9 protein-coding genes are annotated in these 13,585 nt (G+C 75.0%); 6 read left to right on the forward strand and 3 right to left on the reverse strand.

The annotated features are described in order from the left end of the window. Positions 1 to 18 precede the first annotated feature (18 nt). Positions 19 to 3,069 (reverse strand): LuxR C-terminal-related transcriptional regulator, encoded by a 3,051-nt coding sequence (locus ACGF5G_RS15760; RefSeq protein WP_393263183.1) that lies wholly within the window; start codon positions 3,067 to 3,069, stop codon positions 19 to 21. A 232-nt stretch (positions 3,070 to 3,301) separates the two neighbouring features. Between ACGF5G_RS15760 and ACGF5G_RS15765 the strand changes: the two genes are divergently transcribed. The 6 genes from ACGF5G_RS15765 (at position 3,302) to ACGF5G_RS15790 (ending at position 10,331) form a co-directional block, all read left to right on the forward strand. Next, the gene (locus ACGF5G_RS15765; RefSeq protein WP_393263325.1) at positions 3,302 to 3,748 is read left to right on the forward strand and encodes a hypothetical protein; all 447 of its coding nucleotides are present in this window, start codon (positions 3,302 to 3,304) and stop codon (positions 3,746 to 3,748) included. After that, positions 3,741 to 4,922 (forward strand): saccharopine dehydrogenase family protein, encoded by a 1,182-nt coding sequence (locus ACGF5G_RS15770; protein ID WP_393263185.1) that lies wholly within the window; start codon positions 3,741 to 3,743, stop codon positions 4,920 to 4,922. The genes ACGF5G_RS15765 and ACGF5G_RS15770 overlap by 8 nt, the downstream gene beginning before the upstream one ends. A 127-nt stretch (positions 4,923 to 5,049) precedes the next feature. Further along, the gene (locus ACGF5G_RS15775) at positions 5,050 to 6,126 is read left to right on the forward strand and encodes a MerR family transcriptional regulator (protein WP_393263327.1); all 1,077 of its coding nucleotides are present in this window, start codon (positions 5,050 to 5,052) and stop codon (positions 6,124 to 6,126) included. A gap of 208 nt (positions 6,127 to 6,334) precedes the next feature. Beyond that, on the forward strand, positions 6,335 to 7,621 hold the full coding sequence (gene serS / locus ACGF5G_RS15780) for a serine--tRNA ligase (RefSeq protein WP_393263187.1): 1,287 nt from the start codon (positions 6,335 to 6,337) through the stop codon (positions 7,619 to 7,621). 261 nt (positions 7,622 to 7,882) lie between these two features. Further along, positions 7,883 to 9,331, forward strand: coding sequence for an alpha-amylase family protein (locus ACGF5G_RS15785; RefSeq protein WP_393263189.1), 1,449 nt, complete (start codon positions 7,883 to 7,885; stop codon positions 9,329 to 9,331). An 88-nt stretch (positions 9,332 to 9,419) separates the two neighbouring features. Further along, complete coding sequence (locus ACGF5G_RS15790; protein ID WP_393263190.1) at positions 9,420 to 10,331, forward strand: L,D-transpeptidase; 912 nt, start codon at positions 9,420 to 9,422, stop codon at positions 10,329 to 10,331. A gap of 135 nt (positions 10,332 to 10,466) precedes the next feature. Here the strand turns inward: ACGF5G_RS15790 and ACGF5G_RS15795 are convergent, their stop codons facing one another. Both ACGF5G_RS15795 and ACGF5G_RS15800 read right to left on the reverse strand, forming a co-directional pair. After that, a complete protein-coding gene (locus ACGF5G_RS15795) occupies positions 10,467 to 12,836 on the reverse strand; it encodes an ABC transporter permease (protein ID WP_393263192.1) in 2,370 nt (789 codons plus the stop codon). Next, the gene (locus tag ACGF5G_RS15800; RefSeq protein WP_393263193.1) at positions 12,833 to 13,525 is read right to left on the reverse strand and encodes an ABC transporter ATP-binding protein; all 693 of its coding nucleotides are present in this window, start codon (positions 13,523 to 13,525) and stop codon (positions 12,833 to 12,835) included. The genes ACGF5G_RS15795 and ACGF5G_RS15800 overlap by 4 nt, the downstream gene beginning before the upstream one ends. Positions 13,526 to 13,585: the final 60 nt, after the last annotated feature.

Consider the following 13,585-nt stretch of genomic DNA (forward strand, 5'->3'; position numbering starts at 1 on the left):
ACCAGGCCAGCCTCCCAGTCAGATCAGGTGGAGGTCGCGGGCGCGGCGGACGGCTTCGCGGCGGCGGGTGGCGTCGAGCTTGCGGTAGATGTTGCGCACGTGGGTCTTGACCGTGTTGACCGACAGGGACAACTCGGCGGCGATCTCCACGTTGGACAGGATGCTCTGCAGATAGCGCAGGATGGTCAGCTCACGCTCGGTCAGCGGCTCGTCCAGCGCCGCCGGGCGCTGGTCCGCCGAAGTCCGGTCGGGCGGCGTGTCGGCGCCCCGGACCAGGTCGCTGACGGTCGGCCAGTGGGCGGTGCCCGCGTCGAGGTGGGCGGCGAGCAGGTCCCGGACCCCGGGTTCGGCTCGGGTGAACGCCCGCCGGAATCCCTCCGGGCCCGCCAGGTCGAGGGCCCGCTCCAGCACCCGTCCGGCCCGCCGGTCGTCGCCCGCCCGCCGCGCCAGCACCGCGTCCAGCACCGCCGCGTCCAGGCGTACGGGCAGCGGCCAGTCGGCCGCCCCGGGCGCCTCCCAGTCGGGCAGCACATACCCGGCGGCGCGCGGGTCGCCGGCGCGCAGCTCCACCCGGGCCAGCGCGATCGCCAGCGGCGGGTCGGCCCCGTCCCGGACCCGGTCGGCGAGCAGGTGCCGGGCCGTGTCCAGGTCGCCCCGGATGCCGCGCAGGTCCGCCTCGGCGGCCAGCAGCCAGGACGCCAGCTCGGCGGCCCGCGGCCGGTCGGCCAGCCGCTCCCGGGCCTCGGCCAGCGCCCGGTGCGCACCGGGCAGGTCGCCGGCGTCCCGCAGCAGGCCCGCCCGGCACAGCGCCGCCGTCGCCGCCACGGTCGGCTCGCCCGTGGCCGGCGCGGCCAGCGCCAGGTGCGCCTCCGCCTCCTCGGGTTGGTCGCGGTGCAGCGCGACCAGGGCCAGCGCCAGGTACCCGTGCGCACAGTCCTCCCGGCACGACCAGCCCCGGCACGGCGGCATGGCCAGGGCGTCCCGGGCCAGCGCCTCGGCGGTCCGCAGCTCGCCCCGCACGGCGTGCAGGAGCGCCGCCCGGCTGGCGCACACCAGCTCGGTACGCGGCCGCCCCGCGTCCCGGGCCGCCGCCAGCGCCCGGGCGAAGGCGGACCCGGCGGCGGCCAGGTCGCCGTCGGCCAGGTCGGCCAGCCCGAGCGCGGTGCCGGCGACGGCACGCACGTCGGCGTCCTCGACGGCGTCGCCGCGCGGCTCGACCGGCAGTGCCGGCCCCGGGGCGAGCGGCCAGGCGGCGGTTCCCAGCCGCTCCCGGCCGGTCGGGGACACACCGGTCGGCCCGCCCGTCGCGGACACGCCGGTCGGGCCGCCGATGAGCCCGCCCGTTGTCGGCACGCCGGTCGTGGGCACACCGGTCGGGGATGCGTCCGTCGCGGGAGCGCCGGTCGCCGGTCGCGAGGACGGAACCGTCGAGTCCGGCGCGGGGCGGCCGGCGAGCAGCCGGGCGGCGGCGGCGCGTACCGCCTCGGGGTCGCCGGCCAACCGGGCCAGGGTGACCTCCAGCGCGGCAACCAGCCGACGGAACCGGTCCCGGCGCGGCGCCGGCAGCGACCGGGCGGCGTCCACGGCGGCGCGCAGGTGCCCGGTGGCCGCGGTCGCGTCCCCGGCCCCGGCGCGCTCGGCGGCGCAGGCGAGCGCCAGCTCCGGGTCGCGCCGCACGGCCTCCGGCGGCGGGGGGGCGGGCGCCGGTCCCCCGGGCTCGTCCCGGTCGTACGGGACCAGCTCCGGCCAGCGGGTGACGAACAGCTCGGTGGCCCGGTCCCAGTCCCCGCCGGCCAGCGCGTGCCGCAGCCCGTCGGCGGGCCGCCCGTTGTCGGCGTACCAGCCGGCCGCCCGCAGGTGCAGGTCGCGCAGCTCGTCGGCGGGCAGCCGGCCCAGCTCGGCCCGCAGCAGGTCGGCCAGCAGCGGGTGGCAGCGGTACCAGGGCGGGCGGCTGTCGTCGCTGCGGAGCAGCCCGCCGTCGCCGGCCAGGGCCGCCAACGCCTGCTCGCCGTCGGCCCGCCCGGTGAGCGCGTCGACGAGCCCGGCGCAGACCGCGTCGGCCACGGCGGAACGCCGCAGCACGTCCCGGGCCTCCGGCGCCAGCCCGGCCAGCACCTCCTCGCGCAGGTAACCGGCGACATCCGGCTGGTCGCCGCCGAACTGCTCGGCCCAGCGGGCCGGGTCGGGCTGCCCGCGCAGCGCCAGCGACGCGAACCGCAGCGCCGCCGGCCAGCCGCCGGTCCGCTCCCGCAGCCGGCGCACCCCGGCCGCCGGCAGCGTCACCCCGTGCGCGGTCAGCAGGTCGGCAACCTCGTCGCCGGTGAAGGCCAGCTCCTCGGGACCGATCTCGGTCAGCTCCCCGGCCAGCCGCAGCCGGTGCACGGCCAGCGGCAGCCCGCCACGCGCGCCGACCACCAGCCGCAGCCGCTGCTCGGCGTGGCGCAGCAGGAAGTCCAGCCCGGTCAGCGCCGCCGGGTCGGTGATCCGGTGCAGGTCGTCCAGGACCAGCAGCACCGGCCGTTCCCGGGCCGCGAGGGCCGCGGCCAGCACCTCCAGCTGGTCGGGGCGGGGCGAGCGGTCGGGCACGGGCGGACCCGGCGCGTCGTCGGCGGGATCGGCGGCCGCGCGCAGCGCCGCCGCCAGGTAGGACCAGAGCCGGTCCCCGTCGTCGCCGGCCTCCACCGACACCCACGCCGGCAACGGCCGGACGGGCCCCGCCGGGGCTTCCGCCGCGCCGAAGTCGCCGGGGCTCGCGCCGGACGCCACCGTGTCCCGGGCGCCCTCGGCCGCGGCCGTCACCGGCCCCTCCCCCGTCCGGCCCGGGTGGCACCCGGCCTCCCCGGCAGCCCGGAACCAGGAGGCGAGCAGCGTCGTCTTGCCCCACCCCGCCGGGGCGCAGACCAGGGTGACCGGGCCGGCCGTCCCCGCGTCCAGCGCCCGCAGCAGCCGGGGCCGCAACAGCAGCGGCTCCGGCGGCGCGGCCGGGCTCAGCCGGGACGCCAGCAGCGGCGCCCCCGCCGGCCCGCCCGCGACCGCGACGACCCCGGTGTCCCGTACGTGCTCCGACATCCGGCCCCACCCCCACGGACGCGTCCACTCCCCAGGCCATGCGGCGGGCGGTTACCCGGCCGGGCCCGGTTCACCCCTTCGGGGGGAGCCTGCGTCACCCGGGCCACGGCGACCCTGGTGGCACGCGGGCGACCGGCCGCGCCCGACGGCGCGCGACCCGGGGGGCCGGTGGGACGGAGGACACCGAGGTGGACGCGCGAGGACGGAGGGACCGGTGGGACGCATCGCGGGGATGGCCGGAGCCGGGCTCGCCCTCGCCACGGCGGCCGGGGCGGCGCTGCGGGCGCTGGCCGTACGCCGGCAGGGACGGACCTGTCCCCGTGCGGCCGGAGCCGACCCGCGGCCCGCGCGCTGGCAGGTGGTGACCGTCGACCGCGCGCCCGGCGAGGTGCTGCCCGGCGGACGCTGGCCGGAGCCCCTGCGCCGGCTCGGCGGCGCGGTGCAGGTGGAGCTGCGCCCGGCGCCCGGCTGCCGGGGCACGGAACTGGCCGCGCGGCCGCTGGCCGGCGCGACCCCCACCGGACTCGCCGCCCACCTCGTCGGCGACGATCCGGGGCTGCTGATCCGCCAGGCGCTGCGGGAGGTCAAGCAGCTCGCCGAGACCGGCGAGGTGCTCCGCGCGGACCGCTCCGCCGTCGACCGACCGGCGTCGTGGGTGGCAGACTCGGCGGATGCGTGAGCAGCGGGCGTACGACGTCGTCCTGTTCGGGGCCACCGGCTTCACGGGCGGGCTGACCGCCGAGTACCTCGCCCGCCACGTCCCACCCGGGTTGCGCTGGGCCCTCGCCGGGCGCAACCCCGGCAAGCTCGCCGCCGTCCGGGACCGGCTGGCCGCGATCGACCCGTCCCTGGCCGGGCTGCCCCTGCTCACCGCGGACGTCACCGATGCCGCCTCGCTGCGGGCGGTGGCCGAGAGCGCCCGGGTGGTGGCCACCACCGTCGGCCCGTACGTCCACCACGGGGAGCCGCTCGTCGCCGCCTGCGCCCGCGCCGGCACCGACTACCTGGACATCACCGGCGAACCGGAGTTCGTCGACCTGATGTACGTGCGCCACCACGACGAGGCGGTGCGCACCGGGGCGCGGCTGGTGCACGCCTGCGGCTTCGACTCGGTCCCGCACGACCTGGGCGTCTGGTTCACGCTCAGGCACCTGCCGGCCGGCGTGCCGATCACCGTCGACGGCTTCGTCCGGGCGGGCGGGCGGTTCTCCGCCGGCACGTACCACTCGGCGCTGCTCGCCTTCTCCCGGCGGGCCGAGACGTCCCGGGCGGCGCGCGAGCGCCGGCAGGTCGAGCCGCGCCCGACGGGGCGGCGGGCCCGCGCGGTGCCCGGGCGGGTCGGCCGCGACAGGGCGCTGGGCATGTGGACGGTGCCGCTGCCGACCATCGACCCGCAGGTGGTACGCCGCTCCGCCGCCGCCCGCCCCGAGTACGGCCCGGACTTCCGCTACCGGCACTTCGCCGCCGTGAAGCGGCTACCCACGGTGCTGGCGGGCGCGGTCGGGCTGGGTGGCCTGGTCGGCCTGGTGCAGCTGCCGCCGGCCCGGCGCTGGCTGCTCGGCCGGCTCGCCGCCGGGCAGGGGCCGACGCCGCGGCAGCGGGCGAAGTCCTGGTTCCGGGTCCGGTTCGTCGGCACCGGCGGCGGCCGGCGCGTGCTGACCGAGGTGGCCGGCGGCGACCCCGGGTACGACGAGACGGCGAAGATGCTCGCCGAGTCCGCGCTCTGCCTGGCCACCGACGACCTGCCGGCCACCTCGGGCCAGGTCACGCCGGTGACCGCGATGGGCGACGCGCTGCTGGACCGGCTGGTGCGGGCCGGGATGACGTTCCGGGTGCTCGACGAGCCCCGCTGACCCGTGGGCCCCGACCGACCGGCCGACGTGACCGGCGACGAGGCCGGACACGACCGGCGGCCCGGGCGGTCGGTGGCTTGACCCTCGACCAGGTTGAGACGACAGGATCACCGCCGTGGAGAGCGACCTGCGCAGCATCGGCGAGCTGGCCCGGGCCAGCGGGCTGACCGTGAGCGCCCTGCGGTTCTACGACTCGGCCGGGGTGCTGACCCCCGCCCGGGTCGACCCGGTCACCGGCTACCGCTGGTACACCGGCGACCAGGTGGCGCCCGCCCGGCTGGTGGCCGGGCTGCGCCGGGTCGGCATGCCGGTGGCCGAGATCGCCGCCGCGCTGCGGTCCGCGCCCGCCGAGGTGCACCGCCTGCTGGACGCGCACCTGCGCCGCCTGGAGGACGGCCTCGCCGACGCCCGCCGCGAACTCTCCCGGATCCGTACGCTGATCGATCCCGAGGAGCGCCCCATGGCCACCCGCCTCGTCCTGTCCCGTGTCGACCTGGCCGCCGCCGTGGACGCGGTCCGCTTCGCGGTCGGCACCGACCCCGACCTGCCGGTGCTGACCGGCGTGCTGTTCGACGCCGACGGCGACGGCGTACGGCTGGTGGCGACCGACCGGCACCGGATGGCCCTGGCCCGGGCGGCCGGCCGGGTCGACGGGCCGCCGGCGCGGGTGCTCGCCCCCGTCGCCTTCGTCGACGAGGCGCGGGCCCTGCTCGACACGGGCGCGGGGAGCAACCTCGAGGCACACCTGACCGTGGCCGGCGGCACGATCTCGGTCTCCGTCGCCGGCCGTACGGTCGACGCCGCCGTCCTGCCGTACGACTTCCCGGACTACGCCCGCCTGCTGCGCGCCGCCCCCGGCGACGGGCCGGCGCACCGGCTGACGGTCGACGCCGCCGCCCTGCGGTCGGCCCTGACCAGCGCCGACGCCCCCGTCGTCAGCCGGCGGCACGACGGCGCCCCGCTCGCCGTGACCGTGCTCGGGCCGGACGGCCGGGGCGGGGTGCGGCTGCTCGGGGCCGACGAGCTGGCCGGGAAGGAGGACGCGTTCCGGGTCGGCGTCAACGGCGACTACCTGCTCCAGGCCCTCGACGCCGCCGGCCCGGGGCAGTTGCTGCTGGAGCTGGACGGCCCGATCGCGCCGCTGGCCGTCCGCCGTCCCGACGACGCCGACGCCTTCTCCATCCTGATGCCGATCCGGCTCTGAGGTGTAAGGAAGGGTCCCTTGCAATCGCCTGGCGATTGCAAGGGACCCTTCCTTACACGAGGGCGAGCACGTCGGGCTCGCGGGTCGCGCCGCGCGGGGCGGTCGTGGGGGCGGCGGGCGGTGTCCGGCCCGGCCCGGGGCGCGACCGGGCCGCGACGGTAGCATCGGTGGGTCCACCTGACGTCCGGACGGAGGCGTACGGAGCAGCATGCTCGACATGGAGTTGATCCGGAAGGATCGCGAGGCGGTGGAGACCGCGCTGGCGAAGCGACTGGATCCCGCCGAGGTCACCCGCGCCCTGGACGAGATCCAGCGGCTCGACCAGGAACGCCGTGCCCTGATCAGTGGGATCGACGCCGAACGGCAGCGCCGCAAGGCCGAGGCGCGCGCTTACGCGCAGGCGAAGCGGGCCGGCACCGAGCCGCAGGTGACCGCCCCGGAGGCCGAGCGCAAGCAGCTCGCCGAGCTGGAGAGTCAGCTCGACGAGGTGCAGACCCGGCTGCGCGACCGGATGAGCGAGCTGCCCAACCTCCCGGCCGACGACGTGGTCGGCGGCGGCAAGGAGGCGAACCGGGTCGTCAAGACCTTCGGTGCGCCGCCGGCCATCGAGAAGGTCCGCGACCACGTGGAGCTGAGCCGCGCGCTGGGTCTGGTCGACCACGAGCGCGGCGTGAAGCTCGGCGGCTCCGGCTTCTGGATGTACACGGGCCTGGGCGCCCGGCTGGAGTGGGCGCTGGTCAACTGGTTGATCGAGCGGAACATCGAGGCCGGCTACGAGTTCCTGCTCCCGCCGCACCTGCTGCTGGACACCGCCGGCTTCGCCGCCGGCCAGTTCCCCAAGTTCTACGACGACGTCTACCACCTGGACCGGCAGTCCGCGCCGCGCGGGCAGTTCCTGCTGCCCACGGCGGAGACCGCGATCCTCGGGGCGTTCCAGGACGAGATCCTGGACACCGCGAAGCTGCCGCTGAGGGTGTTCGCCTACACCCCGTGCTACCGGCGCGAGGCGGCCGGCTCACACTCGGACGAGCGCGGCACGGTGCGGGGCCACCAGTTCAACAAGGTGGAGATCTTCCAGTTCACCCTGCCCGAGCAGGCCGACGCCGCGCTGGAGGCGATGGTCGGCCACGCGGAGAGCCTGGTCGAGGCGCTGGGCCTGCACTACCAGCGCACCCTGCTGTCGGCCGGCGACGCCAGCGCCGCGATGCGGAAGACCCTCGACATCGAGGTGTGGATGCCGAGCACGGGCAAGTACAAGGAGGTCTCGTCGGTCTCCTGGGGCGGCGACTACCAGGCCCGCCGGGCGGCCATCCGCTACCGGGAGCCGGGCGGCAAGCAGACCCGCTTCGTGCACACCCTCAACGGGTCGGCGCTGGCCACCAGCCGCCTGTTCCCGGCCATCCTGGAGCAGTTCCAGCAGCCCGACGGCTCGGTGCTGGTGCCGGAGGTGCTCCGCGACCGGTTGGGCACCGACCGCCTCACCCCGACCCGCTGACCTTCGGCCCTCGCCCCCGCCTCGCGTCTGCCGCGGGCGGGGGCGACTCGGCCGTGGCGAGCCGCGGTGCCGCCCGCACGGACGACGCGGCTGCCCTTCACTTCACGACAACACAGTGACGCATGTGCATACGTTGACAGTCACTGCAACGCGCTTGTAATCTTTCGGAAACTTTCAGACCGGGCTGCAACTTTCCGGCAGCATCGGGCCCTCCCCCGGCCCGCCGCCGCCCCGCCCCCGCACCCCGTCAGGAGTCCTCCGATGCAGAGACGTCGACGTCTGTCGGCGATCGTCGCCCTCGGCGTGATCGCGGGCCTGATCGTCCCCACCGCCGCGACGGCGCCCCCGGCGGCTGCGGCCCCGGCCGGCAGCAAGAAGGTCATCGCCAACCTCTTCGAGTGGAACTGGGCCTCGGTGGCGACCGAGTGCGGGACCACCCTCGGCCCCAGGGGCTACGGCTGGGTCCAGGTCTCCCCGCCCCAGGAACACGTCCGGGGCTCGCAGTGGTGGCTGGCCTACCAGCCGGTCAGCTACCGGATCGAGTCCCGCAAGGGCACCCGCGCCCAGTTCAAGTCGATGGTCGACGCCTGCCACGCCGCCGGGGTGAAGGTGATCGTGGACGTGGTGGTCAACCACATGTCCGGGCAGGACAACGGCGGCACCGGCTGGGCCGGCTCGTCGTACGGCCACTACGACTACCCCGGGATCTACCAGACCCAGGACTTCCACCACTGCGGTCGCAACGGCGGCGACGACATCGCCAACTACAACGACCGCTGGGAGGTGCAGAACTGCGAGCTGGTCAACCTCGCCGACCTGAAGACCGAGTCGGACTACGTCCGGACGCGGATCGCCGGCTACCTCAACGACCTGCTCTCGCTCGGCGTCGACGGCTTCCGGATGGACGCCAGCAAGCACATGCCGGCCGCCGACATCGCCGCCATCAAGGGCAAGCTGTCCCGCCCGGCGTACCTGGTGCAGGAGGTCATCCACGGGGCCGGCGAGCCGATCCAGCCGGGTGAGTACACCGGCAACGGCGACGTGCACGAGTTCCGCTACGGCAAGGACCTGGCCCGGGTCTTCCGCTCCGAGAAGCTCGCCTACCTGCGCAACTTCGGCGAGGGCTGGGGGCACCTGCCCAGCGGCTCGGCGGCGGTCTTCGTGGACAACCACGACACCCAGCGCGACGTGGGCGGCGTGCTGACCTACCGCGACCGGGGCATCTACGCGCTGGCCAACGCGTTCATGCTCGGCTGGCCGTACGGCTCCCCGACGGTCATGTCGAGCTACACGTTCAGCCAGCGCGACCAGGGCCCGCCCTCGGACGGCTCGGGCCGGACCCTGGACACCACCTGCTACTCCGGCTGGGAGTGCGAGCACCGCTGGCCGGTGATCGCCAACATGGTCGGCTTCCGCAACGCCACCGAGGGCGCCGGCGTCGCCAACTGGTACGACAACGGCAACAACCACATCGCCTTCAGCCGCGCCGGCAAGGGCTATCTGACGGTCAACGACGAGGACCACGCGATCACCGGCCGGTCCTACCACGCCGGGCTGCCGGCCGGCCGCTACTGCGACGTCATCCACGGCACCTTCGCCAACGGCACGTGCAGCGGGCCGGTGATCACTGTGGACGGCAACGGCTGGTTCGCCGCGAACATACCCGCCCACGACGCCGTCGCCATCCACGTCGGCGCCCGGCTCAGCTGACCCGCCACCCCACCGACGGCCCCCGCCCCCGGTCGACTTTCCGGCCAGGGCGGGGGCTTCGTCGCCCCCCACCCGTTACAGTGACTTTGTGCGTTTTGACCGAATGATCCGGCGACGGGCGGGCCTGCTGGCCGTCGCCGTGGGCGTACCCCTGCTGCTGGCGGCCGTCGGGGCCACGGGCTGGGCACTGACCCCCGACCGCACGCCCTCCGCACCTCCGGTCGTCGCGCCGCCCACGCCGACCGTCGCCGCGCCGAGCAGCGCGGCCCCGACGCCGGAGCGGGTGCCCGTCGCCGCGCCCGCGCCCGACGACCTGCCGGTGGTCGACTACGACCCGGCGCCCACCGGATTCCCGGCCGACCCGGACACCCTGGACACCACGCCGCTGACCGAGGGCCTGCACCCGACCCGCGAGATCGCCGCCTACACCGCCCCCGGCGGGCGGCCGCTGGCCTTCCTCGCCCCCACCATCAACGGCGTCGAGCTGACCATGCCGATCGCCCAGCGGCGCGCCGGCTGGACGGCCGTGCTGCTCCCCTCGGCCAACCGCACCCTCGCCTGGCTGCCGCCCGGCGGCTTCACCACCGTGCCGCTGCGCGACCAACTCGTGATCGAGCGCAGGCCGCACCGGCTGACCTGGTACCGCGCCGGCCAGGCCGTCCAGTCCTGGGAGATCAGCCTCGGCCAGCGCGGCCAGGAGACCCCGCTGGGCCGGACCTTCGTCCTCGGCCGCACCCCGCCGCCGCAGGACGTGTACGGGGGCGTGGACATCTTCGCCCTCGGCGCGGTGCCCGACGACCCGGAGTCGGTGCCGGCCAGCCTGCGCGGGGCGCACATCGGCATACACAGCTGGTACCACGACGGCGAGCTGGGCAAGAAGACCACCAACGGCTGCATCCGGCTGACCAAGAGCGGACAGCGGAAACTGCTGGCCGAGGTGCGCCCCGGCACCGAGGTGGTGGTGGTCGACGAGCTGCCCACCCCACCCCCGACGGCCTGACGGCATCGACGCCGCCCGCACCGAACGCAACCGTCCGGACGAGCGCTTCCGGTAGCAGAAGTTCACCACTGCCTGATTCCGACCCTGTCAGCTCGGGGCCTGCCGTACCTGCGTCCAGAGGCCCGAGCCGACAGCTCACTCGGTGTGGAGCACCTCGGCGATCGTGAGCCGGGCCGCGCCGCGGGCCGGGACCAGTGCACCGAGGAGCGCGATCACGACGCCAGCGAGGGCCATGAGCGCGAGCGTCGGCGCCTGCCACACCTCCAGCACCGAGTGTGGGATGGCGATCCGGGCCGCGTCGGCGGCGGTCGGCACGATGTACCTGTGCGCGACGATCCCCAGGGGGATGCCGAGCACACCGCCGGCCGCGCCGACGACGGCCATCGACGTCAGCACCATCGTGACGACCTGGCGTGGCGTCATCCCGATCGACTTGAGCATGCCGAGGTCGCGGCGGCGTTCTCGGACGTTGAGCACGACCGTGTTGAAGACGCCGAGGGCCGCGACGGTGGACAGCAGTAGCGAGAGCACCGACGAGAAGCCGATCACGGTCACCGCGAAGTCGCTGAGCTGGGAGGTGTCCCACGCGTCGATCCCCGGGTCGGCCGCTTTGACCGCGGCGACGTACGCCGCGACGTTGCCACCGGTCTTGAGCTGGACCTGGTAGTACACCTCGTGTGGTTTGACGGCGCGGTCCGGTGCGAGTTCGGTGAGGACGCGCCAGTCCACGAACATGCCGGGCGGTCCGGGCGCGCCGTCCATCGTCTCGCCGATCACGGTCAGCACCGTCCGCCGTCCGCCGAGTTCCAGGGTGAGCTTGTCTCCGACGTTCAGTCCGCGCTCACGCATGAGTTCCGATGGCACGACTGTCTCGTGCACCCGCGTCATCCAGCGTCCGGCGGTGAGCTCGTCCTGGTACCCCATCGACGAGTAGTCACCGCGGACGAAGTTGACGGTCAGCGGCTGGGTCTGCCCGAGGGCGGGGACCGGCAGTCTGAAGACGGGGGTGACCCGGGCGACGTCCGGCAGCCCGCGCAGCAGCTGCTCGACCTGGGCGTCGGTCCGAGTGGTGGTGGCCTGCGGCCCCGTGGGCGGCAGCTGACCTTCGGGGGCGATCCGCGTCCGGCCGTCTGACGGCCGGACCCCGATCTGTCCCGAGGCCCGGTCTTCGATCGTGGAGATCCGGGTCAACGTGTCGGCCAACCCGGTCGCGAACGTCACGGTGGTCACGCCGAGCAGGACGGCCACGACGGTGAAGGCGGTCCGGCCCGGTCGCGCGAACGGCAGGCCCAGCCCGAGGGTGACCGGACGCGACAGCCGGACACCGGCGAGCCAGCGCTGGATCCGCGTCCCATGCCCGGTCCGTGGGGAGCTGCCGGCGCTGATCGCCTCGGCGGCTGACAGCCGGTGTGCCCGGACGGCGGGCACGAACGCCGCCAGGGCGACGAGTGCCGGCACGCCGCCCAGCCCGGCGGCCCAGATCCAGACGCCGACGTTGATGCCGACGTCGAGTCCGAGGCCCTGGAACCCGTCGCTCAGCAGCGGCTGGGCGGCGAGGGCGCCGACGACGGTGCCAAGGACACAGCCGATGAGGGAGGGTACCGACACCATGACGAGGTAGACGGCGACAACCTGGCGTGGTGTGAATCCGAGCGCCTTGAGGATCCCGATGTGCCGGAAGCTGGAAACGACCGCGCCGCTGACCACGTTGCCCACGATGACGACCGCGACGATCAGTCCGAGCATGCCGAACGTGGCGAGGAACGGCACGTACACGCCGATGTCCGAGGCGACCTTCTCCTTGACGACGAGATACGGCTGCGCGGCGATCAGCGCGCCCGCCGGCAGGCTGGCCGTGACGGCGGCCAGGTCGGCGTGGACAGCGGGCTTCGTCGACACGTCACCGGTGAACCGGTAGAGCATCTGGGCCGACGTGGGGTGCAGCGCGGTCATCTGTTCCGGTGACACCCAGGCGTCAGCGGTCTGGCTGAGACTGTGAGCCCGGCCGACGACGGTGTACCGCTTGCCGCCGAGGGTCATTTCTCCGCTGTCCGGCGGGAATCCCCTTGGGTCGGCGCCGGGATCGGGCTGGTTGAGGACGATCTCGCCGGGGGCTGTGGGCCAGCGCCCCTGCCAGAGGTTGAGACGGTCCACCGAGCCGCCCGGGTCGGCGCGCCCCACGACGGTCAGCGGACCCCGTGGGCCCGGCCCGCCGCCCTCGGTAAGGTCGAGCGTTACCTGCCCGAACGGTCCCGCCGCGGCCGCCACGCCGGTTCGCTGGCCGGTGAGCTGCGCGTCGTTGACCTTGGCGAGGTCGTACACGGCGATCGCGTGTGGCCCCTGCTGCCTGGCGAAGGCGCGGTCGAACGGCGCCGAGGACGCCTCGAGCAGCGCCAGCGCCACGACGATCGTCGTGGTGGAGAGCAGGACGACCAGGCCGATGACGAACGTCTGCACCCGGCGTCGCCGGACTGCGGCCCGCGAGGCCCGCCACACGGCACTCATGCGCGTTCCAGACTGCGTTCGCGGGTGATCCGCCCGTCGGCCAGTTCGACCACACGGCTGGCACACCGCGTCGCGAGCCGCTCGTCGTGGGTAACGATGAGCAGGGTCTGTCCGATTTGGTTGAGGTCCAGCAGCAGGTCCATCACCTGCTCGCCGGAGCGGCTGTCCAGGGCACCGGTCGGCTCGTCAGCGAGCAGCAGTGCCGGGCGGTTCATCAGGGCCCGGGCCACCGCGACGCGCTGGCGCTCGCCGCCACTGAGAGCCGCCGGATACGCGTTACGCCGGTCGGCGATGCCGAGTTCGTCGAGCAGTTCCATGGCCCGCTTGCGTGCCGGGCCCGCCTTGGTACCGGTCAGCTGGGCGGCGAGCGCCACGTTGTCGATCGTCGACAGGTCGTCGAGCAGGTTGAAGAACTGGAAGATCATGCCGATCCGGTGCCGCCGGAACAGCGCCAGCTTCGTTTCGTTCAGCCGGCCCAGCTCCTCGTCATGAACGCGCACCGACCCGGATGTCGGCCGGTCCAACCCGGCGATCATGTTCAGCATGGTGGACTTGCCGCAGCCCGACGGGCCCATCACCGCCACCGCCTCACCGGTGCGGATCTCGAGCGACACGCCGTCGAGGGCGGTCGTGTCGCCGTACTCTTTGCGGACTTTGTCCAGCCGCACGACGCAGGTGTCAGTGGTCATGGCAGCACGCTATGGCCGCGGGTAGCGCCCGGCCGTCGGTCCCGGGATGTAAACCGTCGG

The organism is Micromonospora sp. NPDC047730, assembly GCF_043204765.1.
In the GTDB taxonomy this organism is placed as follows: Bacteria; Actinomycetota; Actinomycetes; order Mycobacteriales; family Micromonosporaceae; genus Micromonospora.